We start from the raw sequence: 22,341 nt of genomic DNA, 5'->3' as shown, positions 1-22,341 counted from the left end.
TGCCCAGTTACAAGGAAGGTGGCCGTACCTGGCCTGGGGTTCCGCCCGCAGCGGGCGCGGGCCGTGCCGGACGCTCGGGCGCCGGCTCGATGCTGCTGGGCAGTGCCGAAGCCGCGACGGGCTCCTGCTGTGCGTCCACGGGCCGCGGCCATCCGCCGCCCGCCACTACCTCGTTGAGGACGCCATTATCGCCTGTGATGACCGGCTTGCCCAACACCTGCACAGCAGATGGGGCGTTTTCCGGCAGGGGCAAGGGCAGATGGTCGGGCAGCAGGCCATCCAGCGGCAGGCCCTCCCCCCAGGCCGGCAGTTGCGCCTGCATCCAGGCGACGGCCGGCTGCAGCAGCGGCCGCAGCTGCGACTGCTGCCACGACGGCTCGCCCGGCAACGCAGTGAAGCCCGCCAGCAGCAGCAGCACGCTGGCCAGCAGCAGCCCGCGCAGCAGGCCCAGCGCACCGCCGAGCAGGCGATCCACGCCGCCCAGCAGGGTCAGCTTGATGGCAGCCTTGAGCAGCAGGCCCAGCAGGCCGACCACCACCACCGTTGCGATGAAGACGCCCAGGTAACCGGCCAGGTAGTGACCACTGCCGGGCGGCTGCGGCGCGGCCCAGGCGTGTGCGGCCTCACTGCCGAAGGTGAAGGCGGCCCAGGCCGCAAGCAGCCAGGACAGCAGGGCGACGACGGTGCCGATGAAGCCACGCATCAGGCCGAACAGCACCGAGGCGGCAATCAGCACGCCCAGCACGATGTCGATCACGTCGCCCCCTCCTGCTTACGGCGGGCGATCGGCCGGATCATGGGTGTGGTCGCACCATGCCGGCCACGCCGACCTTGGCGGCGACCTGCGCCTTCAGCTGCTCGGCGTCGGCGCGGTTGGCCACCGGCCCGACGCGCACGCGATGCAGGGTGCCCTTCTCGGTGCGGACCTGCTCGACGAAGGCGCTGAAACCGGCGGCGCGGACCTTGTCGCGCAGCGCATTGGCATCGTTGGCCTGGCCGAATGCACCCAGCTGCACGGCAAAGCCGATGCCGCTGGCAGCCGGGGCTGCTGGCGTGGCCGGGGCCTCGGGCTTGCTGGCCGTTGCTTCCGGCTTCGGCTGCGGCTTGGCCGGTTCAGGCTTGGGCTGCGGCTTGGGGGCTTCCGGCTTGGGGGCCGGCGGCGTGGCGGCGGCCGGGGTGCTGGCCGGCAGGCTTTCGCTGCGTACCGGGTTGGCGGCAGCCGACGGCGACGGTGCAGCAACCGGCGTGCTCGCGCTGGGCGCGGCCGGGGTGGCAGCCACGGCCGAAGACGGCGCGGTACTGGCATCCAGGGTGATGACTTCTGCCTTGACGTCGCCACGGACCTTCACCGCCTGCAGGCGCGCGGCTTCGGCCTGCGCGCGGTCGGCATACGGCCCCACGCGTACGCGCCAGGCCGGGCGGCCATTGATCGATGCGGTTTCGGTGAAGCCCGGCAGCTGCGAACGCTTCAGGTAGGCGATCACGGCATCCGCATCGGCCTGGCTGCCGTAGGCACCGAAGGTGACGGCGTAGTTGCCGGCGGCAACGGCTGGCGAGGTATCCACGGTGGGCGGGGTCGCCGGCGCAGCGGCGTCCTCGACCGGCTTGGCCTGGCCGCTCTGCAGGCCGGTGGCGCCACCGGCCGGGGCGACCAGCGGCAGCTCACGGGTTTCGAACTGGCCATCGGCCGGCGCGTCGGGCGCGGCGATGGGCACGTTGGCCACGCCGCTGTCCGGGGCAGGCCCCTTGACCAGCATCGGCAGGAAGATCACGGCCAAGGCCACCAGGACGATGGCACCAATCAGACGCTGTTTCAGGGGCGTATCCACGTGAGGCAGGCGACAGGCTGGAGATGGGTCGATTATACGGGTGCCGGAGCGGACGGCGTCGGCGCTGGCTGAACGTGGATCAGGGGTGGTCCTGCAGCCACTGCAACGCTGCCGCTGCGGTGTGGAACGAACCGAACACCAGCACCCGGTCGCCGCGCTCGGCCTGGGCCAATGCCTGCTGCAGCGCCTGCTCGACGCTGTCGGCCAGCGCGGCCGTCGCGGCCGGGGTATCGGCCAGGCGGGCCTGCAACTGCTGCGCGGTCTGCCCACGCGGGCCTTCCAGCCCGGCCAGGGTCCACTGCGCGACGCTGTCCTGCAGCGCCTGCACCACGCCTGCGGCGTCCTTGTCCTGCAGCGCCGCGTACACCGCCAGGGTGCGGCCGGGCGCCACTTCGGCGTTCAGCGCGCGGGCCAGCTGGCCCGCGGCCTGCGGGTTGTGGCCGACGTCCACGCGGATCTGCACGCCATCGCGCTCGAAGGCCTGCATGCGGCCGGCGATGCGCGCGGCGGCGATGCCGGCGGCCCAGGCCGCACGCGGCACCGGCCGGTCCAGCGCGCGCAGTGCGGCGATGGCAGCACCGGCATTGGCCAGCTGGATCGGAGCGGCCAGCGACGGGGTCGGCAGTTCCATGCGCAGGCCGACATCGCGCCAGCGCCAGCGCTGGGCGTCGATCGGCTCATAGAAATAATCACTGCCGCCGCGGATGGCATTGGCGCCCACCAGGTAGGCGCGTGCCAGCACGCTGGACGGCGGGTCGGTCTCGCCCAGGATCACCGGCTTCCAGCCGCGGATGATGCCGGCCTTCTCGGCGCCGATCGCCTCGCGGTCCTCGCCCAGCCACTCGGCATGGTCGATGTCCACGGTGGTGATGACCGAAACATCGGCATCGATGATGTTGACCGCATCCAGGCGCCCGCCCAGGCCCACTTCGAGCACGGCCAGGTCCAGCCCGGCATCGGCGAACAGCTGCAGCGCGGCCAGCGTGCCGTACTCGAAATAGGTCAGGGTGATGTCACCGCGCGCCGCTTCCACCGTGTTGAACGCCGCGACCAGCGCGGCGTCGTCCACGTCCTGGCCATCGATGCGCACCCGCTCGTTGTAGCGCAGCAGGTGCGGCGAGGTGTATGCGCCGACCTTCCAACCGGCCGCACGCCCGATGGCCTCGATGAACGCTACCGTGGAACCCTTGCCGTTGGTGCCACCGACCACGATGGTGCGCTTGGCCGGCGCGCCCAGGCCCATCGCGGTGGTCACGGCGCGCACGCGCTCCAGGCCCATGTCGATGGTCGCCGGGTGCTGGCGTTCGATGTAGTCCAGCCAGTCGGCCAGGGTGGTCGGGGTGTTCGTCACGGCAGGGGTTCCAGCAGAAGCAGATGGTTCGGGATCAGAGCGCGCGGTGCTTGGCTTCGCCGAAGAACGGCGTGTGGTGGGCGCAGTCGTTCAGGCGCACCACCTCCAGGCTGTCCAGGTCGGCGCCTTCGAGCAGGTTCAGGGTGGTCGGGGCCTGGCGGAAGGTCCACAGGCGGGAAATCGGCAGGCCCAGCACCTTGCACAGGATCACCCGGTTGACCGCGTCATGGGCGACCACCAGCAGGGTGTCATGTTCGCCGAGGCCTTCGGCGGCACGGGCCAGGCCGCGCCAGCTGCGCTCGAGCACCAGGCGCAGCGATTCGCCGCCGGGCATCAGCACGGTATCGGGTTCCTCGCGCCAGGCCTTCAGGCGCGACGGGTCTTTTTCGTTGATCTCGCTGGCCAGCAGGCCTTCCCACTCACCGTGGGCGATTTCCTGCAGGTCCGGTTCGGTCTGCAGCATGCCGGCGCGGTCGGCGCCGAGGGCGAGCTGGGCGGTCAGCTGGGCGCGCGACAGCGGCGACGCCACGGCACGGGTGATGTCCACCGAAGCGAGACGGGCGCCCAGGGCCTGGGCCTGGGCTTCGCCGATGGGCGAAAGCGGGATGTCGATCTGGCCCTGGTAGCGGCCTTCGGCGTTCCACGGCGTTTCGCCGTGACGGGCAAGCAGGATGCGCATGCGAACAAGGGGTCCTGGGGGGAGGAGGTTTCCGCGTTTCGTTCACATCCTGTGAAGTACGCGGAACAGGGATGATACCTGTTCGGCGGACCCGGCCGGTCGGGCATGAAAAAACCCCGCGACCGGGGTCGCGGGGTTTCAGGTTGCAGACGGTTACCGCCAGCGTTGCCGGCCAGCGGCCGGCACTACCTTATTTGGCCAGGTCAGTAGATCCACGCCATGCGTGGATGATCCGCCCGGTGGAGTTGCCGGCCAGTGGCCGGCACTACCTTATCTGGCCAGGTTCAGTTCCTTCAGCAGCTGCGGCGCCGGCGCCACTTCCTGCATGATCCACTGCATGTAACGGCTGTCCACGGCGATCATGCGGGTCATCACCGGGTCGAACACCCAGTTGGAGCTGACCGATTCCCAGTTGCCGTCGAAGGCCAGGCCGACCAGCTTGCCGTGCGCGTCCAGCACCGGCGAACCGGAGTTGCCGCCGGTGATGTCCAGGTTGGACAGGAAGTTCACCGGCACCGAACCGATGCGCTTGTCTTCCAGGCCGCCGTAACGCTTGGCCTTGACCGCATCCAGCAGCGCCTTCGGCGAATCGAACGGGTCTTCGCCGGTTTCCTTGGCCGCCACGCCTTCCAGGGTGGTGAACGGGGTGTACTGCACGCCGTCCTTGCCGTAGCCCATGACGTTGCCGAAGGTGATGCGCAGCGACAGGTTGGCGTCCGGGTAGACGAACTCGCCCTTGCTCTTCTTGTAGTCGGCCACGGCCTGCAGGTACAGCGGACGCGCGGTCAGCGATTCGCCTTCGCGGATCTTGCGCTGTTCTTCCTGCTTCAGCAGCGCCGGCATGACGGCCACCGCGTACTGGATCGCCGGATCGGTGCTGGCTTCGAAGGCGGCGCGGTCGGCGTTGAACCACTTCAGGCGCGTGTCGAGGTTGCCCAGCTCGGTGCCCGACAGCTTGCCCACCAGCGACTTCACGGCGGCCTCGTTGCTGCCGCCCAGCCACGTGTTCAGCACTGCGTTGTCACGCTGCGCGGCCGGCAGGGCCACGTACTGGTCCAGCCAGTAGGTCTGCAGCTGCTGGTCCATCTTCGCCACGTAGCGGCGGTCCATCTGCTTCAGGCCACCTTCGATGGTGGTCAGGTCGCGCTGCTGGTAGCCCGCTTCGCGCTCGGCGTCCGGCTTGGCGCGCTCGATCGACAGGCGGTACAGGGTGATGGCGGCGCTGACCGCCGAGGTGTTGTTGAACTGCGACACGAACAGGTCGCGCTCGCGCGTGGCCTTGCTGGTGTCCAGGTGCTGGAGCAGCTGCGCGTGCGCGGCCAGGGCCGGCTTGCCGGCGGTGCCCTGCTTCTTCAGCCACGCCAGCACGGCCGCTTCCTCGGCCTGCTTCTGGCCAGCGGCATCGATGCGCTTGAAGCCTTCCAGCTGGCCCAGGTAGTTCTTGGCCACGTTGTTCATGCTGGCAGCGGTGGCGGCGTACTTCACCTTCACGTCCGGGTCGGCCTTGCCGGCCTCGTCGATCATCTTCAGCACCGCGTTGTAATGGCGGGCGATGGTCGGGTAGGTGAAGCTGGCGGTCTCGTTGAATTCACCGGCCAGGGCGTAGCGGTTGGTGCGGCCCGGGTAGCCGGCCACCATCACGAAGTCGTCGGCGCCCAGCGGCTGGTCGGCGAACTTCAGGAAGTGCTTGGGCTGGTAGGGCACGTTGTCGGCCGAGAACGCCGCCGGCTTGCCGTCCTTGCCGACGTAGGCGCGGTAGAACGAGAAATCGCCGGTGTGGCGCGGCCACATCCAGTTGTCGATGTCGCCGCCGAACTTGCCGACGCTGCCCGGGGGCGCGTAGACCAGGCGCACGTCCTTGATTTCCATGTTGCGGAACAGGCGGTAGGTGTTGCCGCCGCTGAACGAGTACAGGCGGCAGCGGAAGCCGGCGTCGGCTTCACAGGCGGCCACCTGGGCCTTGTCGAAGGCATCCAGGGCGCGGCTGCGGGCCAGCGGATCCTTGCCGGCGGCGGCGATGGCGGCCTTGGCCTGGGCCGTGACGTCGGTGATCTGGTCGAGCACGAACACGCGGGCGTTCGGGCCGGCGCTCAGTTCGTCCTTCCGGGTCGGCGCGTTGAAGCCGTCCTTGATCAGGTTCTTCTGCGCGGTCGAATTGAGCTGGATGGCGCCGTAGGCACAGTGGTGGTTGGTGACCACCAGGCCCTGCGGGGAGACGAAGCTGGCGGTGCAGCCACCCAGCGCAACCACCGCACCCATCGGGTCGCCGGTCAGGTCGGCCAGCTGTTCAGGGGACAGCTTCAGGCCGGCCTTCTGCAGCGGGCCGGCAATCTCCGGCAGCTGCTGCGGCACCCACATGCCTTCGGCGGCATGGGCGACCTGGACCAGCCCGAGGCTGGCGACGACGGAGAATGCAAGCAGGTTCGAGCGCATCGAGCGGCCCCTGGTGAAAGAACCGCCGAGTGTAGCCCAGCCCCCTGCCCCGCCCCGATGCCCGGAAGTCATGGGCCGCGCCTGGCCGCTTCGCGCCCTCTCCCGGCCGGTGATCTCCGCGCTCGCGGGGAGCGTCCAGAGGGCGCGTGGCCACCCTGGCCGGGACCATTGGCGCCATGGATGGCGCCATCGAGCACCATGGAGGGGATTTTGCGTGTCCTGGCCAGGGTGGCCGCGCGCCCTCCCCCAGAAGAAGGCAGGCGCCGCCGTTCGCGCTGCGTTCGAAACGCCCGTGCTCCCCGGCCTTTCGTTCCGCCAACGCACCCGCAGCGCAACATGGGAATTCCGCCCGGGCCTCTATAATCCGCGTTTTCCCCCTGATGAGTTCCACCCGATGGCGCAGCAAACGATGAAGGCCCTGGTCAAGCGCGAAGCAGCCAAGGGCATCTGGCTCGAAGAGGTTCCGGTGCCGACGCCGGGTCCGAACGAGGTCCTGATCAAGCTGGAAAAGACCGCCATCTGCGGTACCGACCTGCACATCTACCTGTGGGACGACTGGAGCCAGCGCACCATCAAGCCGGGCCTGACCATCGGCCACGAGTTCGTGGGCCGCATCGCCGAACTCGGCTCGGCCGTCACCGGCTATGAAGTCGGCCAGCGCGTCTCGGCCGAAGGCCACATCGTCTGCGGCCACTGCCGCAACTGCCGCGGCGGCCGCCCGCACCTGTGCCCGAACACCGTCGGCATCGGCGTCAACGTCAACGGCGCCTTCGCCGAATACATGGTGATGCCGGCCAGCAACCTGTGGCCGATCCCGGACCAGATCCCGTCGGAACTGGCCGCCTTCTTCGACCCGTACGGCAATGCCGCGCATTGCGCGCTGGAATTCGACGTCATCGGCGAAGACGTGCTGATCACCGGCGCAGGCCCGATCGGCATCATCGCCGCCGGCATCTGCAAGCACATCGGCGCACGCAACGTGGTGGTCACCGACGTCAACGACTTCCGCCTGAAGCTGGCCGCCGACATGGGTGCCACCCGCGTGGTCAACGTCGCCAACCAGTCGCTGAAGGACGTGATGAAGGAACTGCACATGGAGGGCTTCGACGTGGGCCTGGAAATGAGCGGCAACCCGCGCGCCTTCAACGACATGCTCGACTGCATGTACCACGGCGGCAAGATCGCCATGCTGGGCATCATGCCCAGGGGCGCCGGCTGCGACTGGGACAAGATCATCTTCAAGGGCCTGACCGTGCAGGGCATCTACGGCCGCAAGATGTACGAGACCTGGTACAAGATGACCCAGCTGGTGCTGTCCGGTTTCCCGCTGGGCAAGGTGATGACCCACCAGCTGCCGATCGACGATTTCCAGAAGGGCTTCGACCTGATGGAAGAAGGCAAGGCCGGCAAGGTCGTGCTGAGCTGGAACTGACCGCCATACGGTAGCGCCGGGCCATGCCCGGCGTTGCGGCAAAGAAAAAGGCGCCCATCGGGCGCCTTTTTCGTGGGCAACAGCAGCGCCGGATCAGTTGCCGATCGCGACGGTGAACACGACGCGGTTGTCGGCCAGCTTGCCGTTGTTGTCGCGGCCTGCGCCATCGGTGCCGTGGTAGGCCACGCCCAGGTTGAACATGCCGAACTGACGGGATACGCCGACGTTGAAATCGGTGTAATCCTTGCCGTAATCCGTTTCAAGCGTGGTGCGGCCGACGTTGGCGCTCAGCGTGAAGTCCTGCGGCAGGCCCCACTCCCCGCCAACGGCGTAGTACCAGCTCTTGGTATCCGAACCAGAAAGGTCGTTGGTGTAGGCCACGGTAAGCTTGTACTGCTCAGCAAACGTGGTGGTCGTGATCAACTCGTTGTAGTTCAGTTCGCTGGCACCGGGATAGGTGTAGCGGTTGAGCAGCACGTCGAAGTTGACCTTGTCGCTGACGTCGATGCCGTAGCCGATCAGGTAGTCCAGCTCGACGTTCGGGTCGCCCGGCCCGAAATCGACACCCGATCCCCACACACCGGCGTAAAGGCCAACCGGGCTGGTATAGGTGAAGCCAGCCTGCAGGGTGGGATCTTCATCAGTCTGGGAGACGCCACGGAACACGTAGTCGGACACGCCGGTCACGTTCCAGCTGTACGGCGATGCGGCCTCATCCTGGGCACTGGCGGCGAAGGGGGCGAGACAGAGGGCGGCGGCGAGGGCGAGGCAGCTGCGGGCAGGCTTCATGTGCATCTCCGGATGGCGGTGGCGGGGGGAGGCGGGGGGCGCGGCCGGCGGCATCGCTACCGGTTCACGGTTTTTTAACCTGTTTGATATTGCGATGCAACATGTGCCGGCCATGGCGATGGCCCGCTGCGGACGGCTGCCGGCCACCGTTGCCCGGTAGAATCAGCGGTTTCCCGTGCTGAGCCGTGCCCACGCCATGACCGAGACCTCCTCTGCCCTGACCCGCCACTACGCCGAGGAACTGGACGCCATCCGCGCCCAGGGCCTGTTCAAGTCCGAGCGGATCATCACCAGCCCGCAGTCGGCCGAGATCACCCTCGACGATGGCCGCACCGTGCTCAACTTCTGCGCCAACAACTACCTGGGCCTGGCCGACCACCCGGACCTGATCCAGGCGGCCAAGGACGCCCTGGATACCCACGGCTTCGGCATGGCCTCGGTGCGCTTCATCTGCGGCACCCAGGACCTGCACAAGCAGCTGGAAAAGCAGATCGCCGACTTCTTCGGCAAGCAGGACACCATCCTGTATGCGGCCTGCTTCGATGCCAACGGCGGCCTGTTCGAGCCGCTGCTCGGCGAGAACGACGCGATCATTTCCGACGCACTGAACCATGCCTCGATCATCGATGGCGTGCGCCTGTGCAAGGCCAAGCGCTTCCGCTACGCCAACTGCGACATGGCCGATCTGGAAGCGCAGCTGCAGGCCGCTGACGCCGCCGGCTGCAAGACCAAGCTGATCACCACCGACGGCGTGTTCTCGATGGACGGTTTCATCGCCCCGCTGGACGAGATCACCGCGCTGGCGAAGAAGTACAACGCCCTGGTGCACATCGACGAATGCCACGCCACCGGCTTCCTCGGTGCCAGCGGCCGCGGCTCGGCCGAAGTGAAGGGCGTGCTGGAGAAGATCGACATCATCACCGGCACCCTGGGCAAGGCCATGGGCGGCGCCCTGGGCGGCTTCACCTGCGCCAGCGCCGAAGTGATTGAGCTGCTGCGCCAGCGCTCGCGCCCGTACCTGTTCTCCAACTCGCTGCCGCCGCACGTGGTCGCCGCCGGCATCAAGGCTTTCGAAATGCTGGCCGCCGCCGATGACCTGCGCGACACCCTGGTGGAAAACACCCGCTACTTCCGCGAAAAGATGGTTGCCGCCGGTTTCGACGTGAAGCCGGGCGTGCACCCGATCAGCCCGGTGATGCTGTACGACGCACCGCTGGCGCAGAAGTTCGCCCAGCGCCTGCTGGAAGAAGGCATCTACGCGATCGGCTTCTTCTTCCCGGTCGTGCCCAAGGGCCAGGCACGCATCCGTACCCAGATCAGCGCCGCACACACGCGCGAACACCTGGACCGCGCCATCGATGCGTTCACCCGCATCGGCCTGGAACTGGGCGTCATCAAGGGCTGATCAGAACCGGGGGCGGATCGCCACAGGGTAGCGCCGGGCCATGCCCGGCGGTTTCCCGATGTCCGCGCTACGCGCTCGCCGGGCACGGCCCGGCGCTACCGGCGTGACGCACAACGCGCGTCACTTCTTCTTTTTCTTCTTGTCCTTGGGCTCGTCCTTGCTGGCCACCACCACCGGCTTGGCGGCGGCGTCCTGCGCATTGCCCTTGGCCACGCGGATGCCGTTGGCCTTCATCCAGGCATCGAACTCATCGGCGGTCATCTTGTGGTCGCCGTCGCTCATCATGAAGCGGTAACTGCCGCGGCCGTCCAGTTCCGGGGTTTTCACTTCCACCACCGGCGTTTCCACCGGGACTTCGGCCTTGGCCACTTTCTTGTGGCCACTGCAGGCGGCCAGCAGCGCAAGCGGCAGCAACAGGCCGGCGCAGCGCAGGGTTCGGTCGAGGGTCGGGTACATGGGCACGCTCCGTTCAAGTAAATCGAAAACCAGGCGCCCCCTACGCCTGGAACGGTGGCCGGCGGCTGCCGGCCGTGGGCCGGACATCAGCCCGGTGCAGCGGCCCCCAGCCGCTGCTGGTCGCTGACCTCCAGTACCCGCCACTGGCCCTTGCCGAGATCGCCGAGCGCCAGCCCGCCGATCGCAACCCGGACCAGGCGCAGCACCTGCAGGTCGAAGGCCGCCAGCAGGCGGCGGATATGGCGGTTGCGTCCCTCTTCGAGGACCACCTCCAGCCATGCGGTCTTGTCGCCGCTGCGCAGCACGCGCACGGCCCGGGCGACCAGGAACTCGCCCTCGTCGTCGATGCCGGCCTGCAGCGCGGCCAGCGTGGCCTCGTCCGGCAGGCGGTCGATCTGTACGTGGTAGGTCTTGTCCGGCCCGGTCTGCGGGTCGGTGAGGCGCGCGGCCCACTGCGGGTCGTTGCTGAACAGCAGCAGGCCCTCGCTGGCCTTGTCCAGCCGCCCGACGGGTGCGATCCAGGGCAGCCCGGCGCCATCGAAGCAGCGGTAGACGGTGTCGCGGCCGCGCTCGTCCTGCGCGGTGGTCACCACCCCGCGCGGCTTGTTGAGCATCAGGTACAGGCGCTTGGGCGCGCCCAGCGGCTGGCCGTCCACGTCAATGGGCGGTGCAGGCTGCGCGATCGGGAATTCGGGATCGCGGACGATGCGCCCGGACACCCGCACGCGGCCATCGGCGATCCAGCGTGCGGCTTCGGTGCGCGAGCAGACGCCTGCCTTGGACAGCACGCGCGCCAGGCCATGGCGGACACCGGCGGGTGCGGCAGCGGGCTTCGCACGCCCACGCGGGGCGTGGGAGCGGGCGGCGGGGGTGGCAGGAGGGCGGCGCGTGCGCAAGCCTCTGCTCCCCGCGCGGCTTACTTCTTCTCGCCCGGCTTGGTCTCAGCCGGTGCTTCGGTGGTGGCCGGGACGGCAGCGGCAGCCGGCGCCGGGCGCGCCTTGACCACGCGCACGCCACGCGCCTTCATCCAGGCGTCGAACTCTTCAGCGGTCATGCGCTTGCCGTTCTGGCTCATGTCGAAGCGCCACGGCGTGTTGTCGAACTCGGTCTGCGGCTTGTAGGCGGCCGGATCGTTGGGCTTCACCGCCGGTGCGCTGGGGATGGCCTTGGCGATGTTCTGGCACCCATCGATGCGCAGGCGCTGCAGCACCTGGTCCAGCGACTGCGAGGGATCGTAGCTGCTGCCCAGCACGCCGGCAGACATGCCCAGCTGGGTACCGCGGATGTACAGCTCATCGGCCACCGGCGCGATGGCCGTGGCCGGCAGGGGCAGCGGCGAGGCGCTGGTGTTGACCGAGCAATCGACCGCCGCGTGGGCGACGGGAACCAGGGCCAGCGCCAGGACGGCGGCCGATGCAGAGCGCAGCATGAGGGGCATCCACGAAAGGAAGTGACGCGGCGAGTTTAGCAATGCCGCGACAGCTTTCAAGCGCCACTTTCAATGAATACGGCAACTCATTGGTTTTGCGGGCAAAATACCGACGAACGGTTGCCAACAGCGGGAGCGACCCGCGTTCCAGGGCCCACAAACAACAAGACCCGGCCGAAGCCGGGTCCTGCTGTGTCTTACTGGCAGAGCGTCAGAACTTAGTTCTGGACGTTCAGCTCGGTACGACGGTTCTTGGCGCGACCTTCCGGGTTGTCCGAACCATCCGGGTTGGTGTTCGGGGCAATCGGACGGCTCTCGCCGTAGCCGATCGGGCCCTGCAGACGGCCAGCGTCCACACCGTTCTGGGTCAGGTAGTTGTACACGGCGGTGGCGCGACGCTCGGACAGCTTCTGGTTGTAAGCGTCGGTACCCTTCGAGTCGGTGTGACCGGCGACTTCAACGCGCAGGTCCGGGTAACGCTTCAGGATTTCCGAAGCTTCCGACAGGATGGCCACAGCGTCCGGACGCAGGTTCGACTTGTCGAAGTCGAAGTTCACGCCCTTCAGGTCGATCGACACCGGCACCGGGCAACCGTCCGGACCGATGGTCTGGCCCGGCTGCGAGTTCGGGCACTTGTCGTCGCAGTTGTTGACGCCGTCACCGTCGTCATCCAGGTCGGCGCAGCTCGGGGCAACCGGAGCCGGAGCCGGGGCAACAGCAGCCACCGGGGCCGGGCCCAGCGGGATCACGACGCCGACCGAAGCCAGCACGTCGCCGAACCAGTCTTCGTTCGGAGCAGCAACGCTCTGGTCGTCGAAGACAGCGCGGTAGGCCACTTCGGCGCGGACAGCAACGCGCTTTTCGAAGGTGGTCTGCAGGCCGAAGCCCAGCTTGGCAGCGGCATTGCCGTCCTTACGCTCACGCGGGCCGTTCAGGCTGTTGGCTGCGTACTCTTCTTCCGACTTCTGGTAGCCCAGGCCACCGACGATGTACGGGTTCCAGCCGCGGCCTTCCTTGATGAAGTGGCGACGCAGGTCGAACGAGATGCCGTACTGCGACCAGTTCAGATCCTGGTTGGCATCGAAATTCGGGTTCTGGTAGTTCAGCTCACCGTCCAGCGACCACTCCGGGCTGATGAACTTACCCAGGCCCAGGGTGACGAACGGAGCATCGTTGGTCAGGCGGTCGCTGTCCTGGAAGTTGAAGCCGGCCGAACCGGTCAGGTACCAGCGGTCATCGAACTCCTGCGCGGACGCAGCCTGGGCGAAAGCCAGACCACCCAGCAGCGCGGCAGTAAGGATCTTCTTGTTCATTGAGTACAGCTCCTATTTCGGGGGTATGAAACCGGTAGAGGCATGGGCCAGCACTACTGCGTCGATGTTCGACAGCCGATTCAGCACGCCACCGCCGCGAACATTATGCTCAGGCGGGTGAAGGTCATGTTAACAGTCCCGTAACATGTGAAGCGTCGCACCCGACCAGCCACCGGTCCGACATTGAAACCCTATACAGGATCATGAAAATCCGCAAGACCCCCGTGCGACAAGGGTTTGGAGGGGATTAAGGGGAGTAAGCGACGGGTTTGCCGGAGTGCTGCATCGGGAGATTCAGCGCGCGCCCATTGTCGTGAGGAACCAAATGAGGCGGGCACATAGTTCGCAGGCCAAGGGGTGAATGCCCCGGCGTCGAGCGATTTTCTTCTTTCCCGCCCCGGCCTTTGCAGCGTCGTGAACCGCGGGTCCGGGTTAACGCCATTCACGTCACTGGCCGCGTTGCCGCTGTACACGTGCATTGCTCCGCATCTGTATCTATAACGACGGCCAGAGCAGGACTACGGTGGGAACAGATTCCCCCTCCCCCGGAACCCCCATGCCCACCGCCCTCCCCCTGCGCCTGCTCCAGCTTGTCACCGGCCTGTTCCTGTACGGATTCGGCATCGCCCTGATGGTGCGTGCGGCCATCGGCGTGGCGCCGTGGGACGTGCTTTCACAGGGGATTACCCTGCATTCGCCGCTTTCGTTTGGCCTCGTAACCAACCTGGTCGGTCTGGTGGTGCTGCTGTTGTGGTGGCCGCTGCGGCAGAAGCCTGGCGTGGGCACCGTGCTCAATGTGCTGCTGATCGGTCCGTCCGCGCAGCTCGGCCTGTGGTTGCTGCCACCGGCAGCCGGCCTGGCCTGGCAGTTGCTGCTGTTCTGCGCCGGCCTGCTGCTGATCGCACTGGCCACCGGCCTGTACATCGGCGCACGCCTCGGCCCCGGCCCACGCGACGGGCTGATGACCGGCCTGCACGCGCGCACCGGCCGGCCGATCTGGCAGGTCCGCACCCTCATCGAAGGCAGTGCCCTCGCGGTGGGCTGGTGGCTGGGCGGCAACATCGGCCTGGGCACGCTGGCCTTCGCCGTGCTGATCGGCCCGCTGTGCGGCCTGACGTTGGGCTGGTTCGGCATCGGCCGCCCGGTGGGGGGTAGCGCCGGGCCACGCCCGGCGAGCGCGCAGCGCGGCCACGGATGACCGCGCCGCCGGGCATGGCCCGGCGCTACCCGACGCTGCGGCAGCCCTTGCCCCGGCCGCAGTTTCGCGGCACCCTGCGCGCTTCCGTACGCAAGCGTATCGACCATGTCGCCAGCCAACGAAACCGCCTATCCGCACCTGTTCTCCCCGCTGGACCTGGGCTTTACCCAGCTGCGCAACCGGGTGCTGATGGGCTCGATGCACACCGGCCTGGAAGATCGCGCGCGCGACTTCCCGCGCCTGGCCGCCTATTTCGCCGAACGCGCCGAAGGTGGCGTCGGCCTGATCGTCACCGGTGGATTCGCCCCGAATGTGGTTGGCTGGCTGAAGCCGTTCGGCGGCAAGCTGTCGTGGCCCTGGGAAGTGCGCCCGCACAAGCAGCTCACCGCCGCCGCGCACCAGCACGGCGCAAAGATCTGCCTGCAGCTGCTGCATGCCGGCCGCTATGCCTATCACCCGCTGTCGGTGGCGCCGTCCAAGCTGAAGGCGCCGATCAACCCGTTCACTCCGCGCGCGCTGTCGGCCAGTGGCGTCGAACGCCATATCGCCGACTACGCCCGCAGCGCGAAGCTGGCCCGCGAGGCCGGCTACGACGGCGTCGAAGTGATGGGCTCGGAGGGCTACCTCATCAACGAGTTCATCGCCCCGCGCACCAACACGCGCACCGATGCCTGGGGCGGCGACGCGCGCCAGCGCATGCGCTTCGCGGTGGAGATCGTGCGCCGCATCCGTGAGGCCTGCGGCCCGGACTTCATCATCATCTACCGGCTCTCGCTGGTCGACCTGGTCGATGACGGCAGCAACTGGGAAGAGATCGTGCAGCAGGCACAGGCCATCGAAGCCGCCGGCGCGACGATCATCAATTCCGGCATCGGCTGGCACGAGGCGCGCATCCCGACCATCGCCACCTCGGTGCCACGCGCGGCCTTCGCCGGGGTCACCGCCAAGCTCAAGCCGCACGTGAAGGTGCCGCTGGTCGCTACCAACCGCATCAACATGCCCGAAGTGGCCGAGCGCATCCTGGCCGGTGGTGGCGCCGACATGGTGTCGCTGGCGCGGCCGCTGCTGGCCGACCCGCAGTGGCCGAACAAGGCCCGTGCCGGCCGCGCCGAGGCGATCAATACGTGCATCGCCTGCAACCAGGCCTGCCTGGACCACGTGTTCGAGAACAAGCTGGCCAGCTGCCTGGTCAACCCGCGTGCCGCGCATGAGACCGAGCTGGTCTACCACCCCACCACCGCGCCGAAGAAGATCGCGGTGGTCGGCGCAGGCCCGGCCGGCCTGGCCTGCGCCACGGTGGCCGCCGAGCGTGGCCACCAGGTCACCCTGTTCGATGCCGGCGCGGAGATCGGCGGCCAGTTCAACGTGGCCAAGCGCATCCCGGGCAAGGAGGAGTTCCACGAGACCCTGCGCTACTTCCGCCACAAGCTGCAGGAAACCGGCGTGCAGCTGCGCCTGGATACCCGCGCCGATGCGGCTGCCCTGGCCGGCTTCGACGAGGTGGTGCTGGCCACCGGCATCACCCCGCGCAAGGTCGATTTCCCCGGTGCCGACCACGCCAAGGTGGTCACCTACCTGGACGTGCTGCTGGGGCGGGTCGACGTCGGCCCCAACGCGGCGATCATCGGTGCCGGCGGCATCGGCTTCGATGTCGGCGAGTTCCTCAGCCATGCGGGCCCCTCGCCCTCACTGGACCCGCAGCGCTGGATGGCCGAATGGGGCGTGGACCGCCATTTCGAGGCCCGCGGCGCGCTGGCCAGCCCGCAGGTGGAAGCCTCGCCGCGCCGGCTGTGGCTGCTGCAGCGAAGCGCCGGCAAGCCCGGTGCGCGCCTGGGCAAGACCACCGGCTGGATCCACCGCGCCACGCTGAAGGCCAAGGGCGTGCGCATGCTCGGCGGCGTGGAGTACCTGGGCGTGGATGACGATGGCCTGCGCATCCGTGTGGATGGCAGTGAGCAGCTGCTGCCGGTCGACCATGTGGTGGTCTGCGCCGGGCAGGAACCGAACCGCGCACTGCAGGCCGAACTGCAGGCCGCCGGCATCGCCGCGCAGCTGATCGGCGGCGCCGATGTGGCTGCGGAACTGGATGCAAAGCGTGCAATCGATCAGGGCAGCCGGGTGGCCGCTGCCCTGTAGTCCGGGCCTGAATGGGGGGCGGAATGTGATTTCCGTCCCTCCGCCCGAACCTGAATGTCAAGCAAGCCGATTCAGGATGCGTTGGGTAATCCCCCCCTACCTTGCGCCGACTTTCTGCTCACCAGCCAGTTCCCGGTGAGCCGGCGCGGCCCCCCTCGATCGGATGATCGTTTCTTTTGGGGCCGCCCACGGGGCGGCCCCGATGGCCGCCTCCCCATGACGCCAAGTCGTATCCCGGCCCGCAGCCCCCGCTGCTGGAACCCCGGGCTGCGGCCCACACGGAGCAAGGAGTTATATGAAACTGGCCTGGATTCTCTGGCTGTCGCAGTTGTTGCCGCAGCCGGCCGCTGATTCATTGTGTTTGAGCACCACCGTTTACCTGGAAGCCCGCGACCAGACCCTGCGCGGCCAGCAGGCCGTCGCCGAAGTCGCATTGCGCCGCCTCGACAGCGGCCTGTGGGGCGATTCGATGTGCCAGGTGGTCACCGCGCGCAAGCAGTTCGCCCCGACCATCGTCTCCCCCGGCACCCAGCTGGGCAACGACGCGGCCTGGAGCGAAGCGATGAACGTGGCCTTCGACGCCGAGCGCAACTGGGCGCTGCCGGCCGGCGAACGCCGCGAGATCGTCCCCGGTGCCAGCCACTTCGCCGCGCTGTCCATTGCCAGCCCGAACTGGCGCAATGCCTACCAGGTGGCGACCATCGGCGACCACACCTTCTACAAGGTGCAGAACCTCAAGCCTCGCCAGTCGTAACGATCTGTTGCCGGCGGCAGCGTTGCCGCACGCCGGCAGGCTCTGGGATAGTGGACGTTTCCCGCCACACCCGCCTGGAGTCCCCATGAAGCTGTACAGCAAGCCTGGTGCCTGTTCCACCGCCGACCACATCGCCCTGCAGTGGACCGGCCAGCCCTATGAAGTGGAACTGCTGGACAAGGACACCCTGAAGGGTCCGGACTTCCTCAAGATCAACCCGGCCGGCGCGGTGCCTGCGCTGGTCGATGGCGATTTCATCCTGCTGCAGAACGCAGCCATCATGGGCTACATCGCCGACAGCTTCCCGCAGGCCGGCCTGGCCGGCGATGGCAGCGCACAGCAGCGCGCCGAAGCCACCCGCTGGCTGTCCTTCGTCAATTCGGACGTGCACCCGGCGTTCTCGCCGCTGTTTGGGCCGGCCAAGTTCATCGCCGATGAAGGCCAGTTCGACGCCATCCGCGCCGCTGCGCGCAAGCGCCTGCGCGGCCTGTTCGAAACCGCCGACAAGCAGCTGGCCGACAAGCCGTGGCTGGCCGGCTTCCGCAGCTTCGCCGATCCCTACTTCTACATCACCCTGCGCTGGGCTGCGGCCGCCAAGGTCGACCTGGTCGGCCTGGACAACGTGGCTGCGTTCAAGACCCGCATGGAAGCCGACGCGGGCGTGCAGGCCGTGCTGAAGGCCGAAGGCCTGGCCTGAGGCCTGGACGGGGCCAGACGCGGGGTCGGATCCGTCTGCGCAGCAGACGGCTCTGACCCCGCGGTTTCACCGGTGTGCTCAGCCGATCTCGCGGATGACGGCACCCTTGCCGTCGCGCAGCTGGGTCGGCACCACCTCGATGCGCAGCCTTGACCCCACCGGGTACAGGCCGCGTTCGGCCGGCACGGCTGCCATCGCCTGCAGCCCCGCCTCATCCAGCATCCAGCACGCGCTGTCGCCTTCAATCTCTTCAACGCTGTCGCCATCGGCCGGAACGAACGTCCACTGCCGCTCGCGGCTGACCAGCTCCAGCGGCTTGCCATGGCGCAGGCGCAGGCCCAGCAGCTCGGACACGCTTGGCACCTGGCCGGCGCCCAGCACCAGCGTGGTCACGCCCGCCTCCTGCCGCCACCCCAGGGTCTCGATGAACAGCATGCCGGTGGTCGAGCCTTCACGCTCACTGCCCTCCCGTGCCTGCGCGGCCAACGCGGGGTCGTCGAGCAGGTTGCCGCGGTGCAGGTCGGTAATCCACAGCGGCATCGCCGGCTGCAGGGCCTGCAGCACGCCGCGGGTCGACCAGCGCCGGATCGCCTCCATTTCTTCATCGGTCAAGCCGACCAGCTGCAGGAACTGCAGGTGCCCGTTGGCGGTATCGCGCGCCGGCAGCTGCGGATCGGCGATGAAGGCCAGATGGCAGAGCCGGGTGTCCGTCTCCAGCGCGATCGGGCCGTTGGCGTCGAGATGGTGGCCATCTTCGAACACGTTGCCGCTGCCGAACACATAGCGGGCGAGGTTCTGCAGCAGGTTCAACGGCCACACCGGCGGCGTGCTGCCGGCATGCTCGCCGGCGCTGGCCGCCAGGCGGAAGGTCAGCTCGAAGCCGTAACCGCTGGTGTCGGCATCACTGCTTTCCTTCGCATACAGCTCGGAGAAGCCGTAGGTGATGTAGTGCCAGTGCGGCACGGGGGCGTCGGCCCAGTACACGCTGATGCCGTCCAGCGGATCCTGGCCACCCAGCGTGTAGGGCAATGCAGTGCCGTAGTGGCGCGGCTCCTGGCCGGCATACAGCGGTGCCAGCGCCGCATTGATGGCGTCCCAACCGGGCGTGTCGGTGGTGTCGTGTTCGTCCTGCACGCAGGCATCCTCGAGGGCAGTGGAATCCACCGCCCACTTTACCCGCCACGTCAGGCCTGCACGACCTCGCCCGCCGCCGGCGACAGCAGCACCTGGGTTTCCTGCCACCAGCGCTGGGCCAGTGCCGGGCTGCGTGCCTTCGCCACCGCATCCAGCAGTTCCGGGCACAGCCGCTCCAGCGACAGCGCATCCTTGCAGCGCTCGATCTTCAGCTGCATGAAGTAGCCCTTCAGGCCCAGATGGCGGCGTACTGCCTCGCTCATCGCCTCGTACAACTGCTGGTACAGCGCCGGGTCCTGTTCGCGGCCGCTGCTGAGGGCACGCGCGGCCACCGGCTCGACCGCGCCGCCGACCACTTCGATCAGCTCAAGTGCCGCCAGTTGCTGAAGCGCATCCGGCGGCGCGCGCAGGCCTTCGAGCAGGCCACGCAGTTCGTTGTCATCGCGGCGGCCATCGACCATCAACAGGATCGAACGCAATCCCGCCGGCAGGCGCCGGCCACGGTCTTCGATCTCCTGGCGGCCAGCGGCCGTCTTGGCGTGCAGCAGTGCCATGCATCCCCCCAATCCTTGATGCGCTTCATCTGCGCGCCCGGGCGGGCGCGCCCCCTTTGGTCGCCATCGTCAGCGCCGGCGCAGCTTCCCCGAAGCGCAGGCTCTGTTGCAGAGCGATGACAGGGCGAGCTTAGCGCATGTTTGGCGGATGGGTAGCGCCAGGCCATGCCTGGCGGCTTTTCCGCGCTTCGCGCTCGCCGGGCATGGCCCGGCGCTACCAGACCGCTTACCGCCCCAGCGCGCGGCGGATTTCCTCCAATGCCCCGGGGTCATCCAGGGTCGACAGGTCACCCGGGTCGCGCTGCTCGGCCAGCGCCTGCAGCGAGCGCCGCAGCAGCTTGCCCGAGCGGGTCTTGGGCAGCGCGTTGACCACGTGCACGTGTGCCGGCCGGGCCACCGCACCGAGCGAGGCGGTCACCGCCGCCATCATCTCGGCCACTACCGGCGCCGGGTCCTCGCCGTTGAGCCCCTGCTTGAGGGTGACGAACACCAGCGGCACCTGCCCCTTCAGCTCGTCCTTGACCCCGATCACCGCCGCCTCGGCCACGCGCGGGTGGCCGGAGATGGCTTCCTCGATCTCGCGCGTGCCCAGGCGGTGCCCGGCCACGTTGATCACATCATCGGTGCGGCCGAGGATGAAGGTGTAGCCGTCGTCATCGCGGATGGCCCAGTCCAGCGAGCTGTACAGCAGTTCCTTGAAGTGGCTGAAGTAGCTCTGCATGAAACGCGCATCGTCGTTCCACACCGTGCTCATGCAGCCCGGCGGCAGTGGCGGGGTCACCACCAGCACGCCCTTCTGCCCGGCCGCGACTTCCTCGCCGGTGTTTTCGTCGATCACCTTCATGCGATAGCCGAGGTTGGGGAAGCCCGGCGAGCCGAAGCGTACCGGCTTCATGTCCAGCCCCGGCAACAACGTCAGCGCCGGCCAGCCGGTTTCGGTCTGCCAGTAGTTGTCGATGATCGGCTTGCCCAGCGCCTCGCTGATCCAGTGCGCGGTGGGTTCATCCAACGGCTCGCCCGCCAGGAACAGGTACTTCAGCGCGTCCAGGTCGTGGCGGTGGATGAAGTCGGCATCGTGCTTCTTCAGCACGCGGATGGCGGTGGGCGAGGAGAACATCGTGCGCACGTTGTACTGCTCGCACAGCGCCCACCAGATGCCCGGGTCCGGGTTGGTCGGCAGCCCTTCATAGAGCAGCGAGGTGCAGCCACCGATCAGCGGCCCATACACGTTGTAGGAATGGCCGACGGCCCAGCCCACGTCCGAGGTGGAGAACATCACCTGGCCCGGCTGGCAGTCGAACACCGTCTGCATCGACTGCGCCATCGCCACGGCATAGCCGCCCACGTCGCGCTGCACGCCCTTGGGCTTGCCGGTGGTGCCGGAGGTATAGAGCAGGTAGCTGGGTTCGCTGGACTCGAGCCACTTCACCGGCACGTCCACTTCACCCACCTGCGCGCGCAGTGCGGCGTAGTCGACATCGCGGCCGGGCACGCGCGGCTCGGCCGGGTCCAGGCCGCGCGAAACGATCAGCACGTGCGGCGGCGGGCTGGTCGCCTCGGCGCAGGCGGCGTCCACCATGGCCTTGTACGGGATGACCTTGCCACCACGCATGCCGGCATCGGCGGCGATCAGCAGCTTCGGCTTGGCGTCGTCGATGCGCAGCGCCAGGTTGTGCGCGGCGAAGCCACCGAACACCACCGAATGCACCGCGCCGATGCGCGCGCACGCCAGCATGGCGAACACGGCTTCGGCCATGTTGGGCATGTAGATGACCACGCGGTCACCATGGCCGACGCCCAGGCGCTGCAGCACCGCGGCGAAGTCGTTCACCTCGCGGTACAGCTGGCGGTAGGTGATTTCGCGGGTGATGTTGGTTTCGGTGGAGACCGCCACCAGCGCGAGCTGGTCGGGCCGATCAACGAGATGGCGATCGACAGCGTTGTAGCAGAGGTTGGTTTCGCCCCCGACATACCAGCGGCGGAACGGCGGATTGCTGTAATCCAGCACCTGCTTCGGCGGCACATGCCAGTAGATGCGCTTGGCTTCCTCGCCCCAGAACGCCTCCGGCTCGTCGATCGAGCGGCGGTAGGTTTCCTCGTAATTCATGACGCAGCCCTCCCAGACAAAGTCATGCATTCGAGGATAGTCCCGCGCTGGCACGCGGGCCGCCCTACCTTGGTAGGGGGTGGGGTTTTTCATGCAGGGCTGCCGCCCTGCACCTGCAGAAGCAACGTCAACGTCAAAAGCGGGGCTGCTGAGGGATGGCGGGGTGGGTCCGGTTGAGGGGGACGCCGTGAACCCATCCCTGGGGGCTTGGTCGCGGCATCCATGCCGCTCACACCCCCTCAACCGGACCCACCCCGCCTTCGACAGTTCTCCGCGAGCTGATGGAACGGCGCTCTGCTCTGGTGGGTGCCGACCGTTGGTCGGCACGGGGTCGGATATCGATGTCTGACCGATGTGTCGACCAACGGTCGACACCTACCATCAGCCTGTCGGAGTCGACACAGTAGAGCCACGCCATGCGTGGATGATTTATTCGCTATCTGACAGATGTGCCGACCAACGGTCGGCACCCACCAGCAGCCTGTCGGAGTCGACACAGTAGAGCCACGCCATGCGTGGATGATTTATTCGCTATCTGACAGATGTGTCGACCAACGGTCGACACCTGCCATCAGCCTGTCGGAGTCGACACAGTAGAGCCACGCCATGCGTGGATGATTTATTCGCTATCTGACAGATGTGCCG

At 67.8% G+C, this 22,341-nt stretch carries 19 protein-coding genes; 6 read left to right on the top strand and 13 right to left on the bottom strand.

Annotated features, from left to right (window positions below):
- Positions 1 to 7: 7 nt before the first annotated feature.
- From AC3WL7_RS10140 to AC3WL7_RS10120, 5 genes are all read right to left on the bottom strand, one after another.
- Positions 8 to 757 (bottom strand): CvpA family protein, encoded by a 750-nt coding sequence (locus AC3WL7_RS10140; RefSeq protein WP_108746035.1) that lies wholly within the window; start codon positions 755 to 757, stop codon positions 8 to 10.
- Between the two features lie 37 nt (positions 758 to 794).
- Positions 795 to 1,829: an SPOR domain-containing protein gene (locus AC3WL7_RS10135; RefSeq protein WP_200733261.1), complete on the bottom strand. Its 1,035-nt coding sequence runs from the start codon at positions 1,827 to 1,829 to the stop codon at positions 795 to 797.
- 79 nt (positions 1,830 to 1,908) lie between these two features.
- On the bottom strand, positions 1,909 to 3,180 hold the full coding sequence (gene folC, locus AC3WL7_RS10130; protein WP_492750178.1) for a bifunctional tetrahydrofolate synthase/dihydrofolate synthase: 1,272 nt from the start codon (positions 3,178 to 3,180) through the stop codon (positions 1,909 to 1,911).
- 34 nt (positions 3,181 to 3,214) lie between these two features.
- A complete protein-coding gene (locus AC3WL7_RS10125; protein WP_079220782.1) occupies positions 3,215 to 3,859 on the bottom strand; it encodes a histidine phosphatase family protein in 645 nt (214 codons plus the stop codon).
- Positions 3,860 to 4,129: 270 nt separating this feature from the next.
- Positions 4,130 to 6,292, bottom strand: a complete 2,163-nt coding sequence (locus AC3WL7_RS10120) for a S46 family peptidase (protein ID WP_492750177.1) — start codon at positions 6,290 to 6,292, stop codon at positions 4,130 to 4,132.
- A 409-nt stretch (positions 6,293 to 6,701) separates the two neighbouring features.
- Here AC3WL7_RS10120 and tdh point away from each other — a divergent pair, with 409 nt between their 5' ends.
- Positions 6,702 to 7,724, top strand: a complete 1,023-nt coding sequence (gene tdh, locus AC3WL7_RS10115; protein WP_079225101.1) for an L-threonine 3-dehydrogenase — start codon at positions 6,702 to 6,704, stop codon at positions 7,722 to 7,724.
- Positions 7,725 to 7,817: 93 nt separating this feature from the next.
- On the opposite strand, the gene AC3WL7_RS10110 is transcribed toward tdh, so the two are convergent.
- Positions 7,818 to 8,513: a TorF family putative porin gene (locus tag AC3WL7_RS10110; protein ID WP_079220780.1), complete on the bottom strand. Its 696-nt coding sequence runs from the start codon at positions 8,511 to 8,513 to the stop codon at positions 7,818 to 7,820.
- Between the two features lie 196 nt (positions 8,514 to 8,709).
- On the opposite strand from AC3WL7_RS10110, the gene kbl reads away from it, so the two are divergent.
- Positions 8,710 to 9,918, top strand: a complete 1,209-nt coding sequence (kbl, locus tag AC3WL7_RS10105; protein WP_108758314.1) for a glycine C-acetyltransferase — start codon at positions 8,710 to 8,712, stop codon at positions 9,916 to 9,918.
- 120 nt (positions 9,919 to 10,038) lie between these two features.
- On the opposite strand, the gene AC3WL7_RS10100 is transcribed toward kbl, so the two are convergent.
- The 4 genes from AC3WL7_RS10100 to AC3WL7_RS10085 form a co-directional block, all read right to left on the bottom strand.
- Complete coding sequence (locus tag AC3WL7_RS10100) at positions 10,039 to 10,374, bottom strand: hypothetical protein (protein WP_108746030.1); 336 nt, start codon at positions 10,372 to 10,374, stop codon at positions 10,039 to 10,041.
- Between the two features lie 86 nt (positions 10,375 to 10,460).
- A complete protein-coding gene (locus AC3WL7_RS10095; protein WP_492750176.1) occupies positions 10,461 to 11,270 on the bottom strand; it encodes a pseudouridine synthase in 810 nt (269 codons plus the stop codon).
- Between the two features lie 20 nt (positions 11,271 to 11,290).
- On the bottom strand, positions 11,291 to 11,803 hold the full coding sequence (locus AC3WL7_RS10090; protein WP_079220776.1) for a hypothetical protein: 513 nt from the start codon (positions 11,801 to 11,803) through the stop codon (positions 11,291 to 11,293).
- A gap of 218 nt (positions 11,804 to 12,021) precedes the next feature.
- Positions 12,022 to 13,116: an OmpA family protein gene (locus tag AC3WL7_RS10085; RefSeq protein ID WP_079220775.1), complete on the bottom strand. Its 1,095-nt coding sequence runs from the start codon at positions 13,114 to 13,116 to the stop codon at positions 12,022 to 12,024.
- A 556-nt stretch (positions 13,117 to 13,672) separates the two neighbouring features.
- Here AC3WL7_RS10085 and yczE point away from each other — a divergent pair.
- From yczE to AC3WL7_RS10065, 4 genes are all read left to right on the top strand, one after another.
- Positions 13,673 to 14,314, top strand: coding sequence for a membrane protein YczE (yczE, locus tag AC3WL7_RS10080; RefSeq protein WP_492750175.1), 642 nt, complete (start codon positions 13,673 to 13,675; stop codon positions 14,312 to 14,314).
- 105 nt (positions 14,315 to 14,419) lie between these two features.
- On the top strand, positions 14,420 to 16,450 hold the full coding sequence (locus tag AC3WL7_RS10075) for an oxidoreductase (protein ID WP_313420842.1): 2,031 nt from the start codon (positions 14,420 to 14,422) through the stop codon (positions 16,448 to 16,450).
- A gap of 295 nt (positions 16,451 to 16,745) precedes the next feature.
- Positions 16,746 to 17,204, top strand: coding sequence for a cell wall hydrolase (locus tag AC3WL7_RS10070; RefSeq protein ID WP_004154513.1), 459 nt, complete (start codon positions 16,746 to 16,748; stop codon positions 17,202 to 17,204).
- An 85-nt stretch (positions 17,205 to 17,289) separates the two neighbouring features.
- Entirely contained in the window at positions 17,290 to 17,901 is a 612-nt protein-coding gene (locus AC3WL7_RS10065) for a glutathione S-transferase N-terminal domain-containing protein (RefSeq protein WP_079220774.1), read from the top strand.
- A 78-nt stretch (positions 17,902 to 17,979) separates the two neighbouring features.
- Here AC3WL7_RS10065 and AC3WL7_RS10060 read toward each other — a convergent pair whose 3' ends face one another.
- The 3 genes from AC3WL7_RS10060 to prpE form a co-directional block, all read right to left on the bottom strand.
- Entirely contained in the window at positions 17,980 to 19,035 is a 1,056-nt protein-coding gene (locus tag AC3WL7_RS10060; protein ID WP_492750237.1) for a suppressor of fused domain protein, read from the bottom strand.
- Positions 19,036 to 19,085: 50 nt separating this feature from the next.
- Positions 19,086 to 19,589: a hypothetical protein gene (locus AC3WL7_RS10055; protein WP_079220773.1), complete on the bottom strand. Its 504-nt coding sequence runs from the start codon at positions 19,587 to 19,589 to the stop codon at positions 19,086 to 19,088.
- A gap of 226 nt (positions 19,590 to 19,815) precedes the next feature.
- Positions 19,816 to 21,696: a propionate--CoA ligase gene (gene prpE / locus AC3WL7_RS10050; protein ID WP_079220772.1), complete on the bottom strand. Its 1,881-nt coding sequence runs from the start codon at positions 21,694 to 21,696 to the stop codon at positions 19,816 to 19,818.
- Between the last annotated feature and the right edge of the window lie 645 nt (positions 21,697 to 22,341).

It is taken from the genome of Stenotrophomonas sp. FW305-3-2-15-E-LB1, assembly GCF_058787375.1.
The sequence above is the reverse complement of the archived record's forward strand: the minus strand, read 5'-3'. Positions and strand labels throughout refer to the sequence as shown.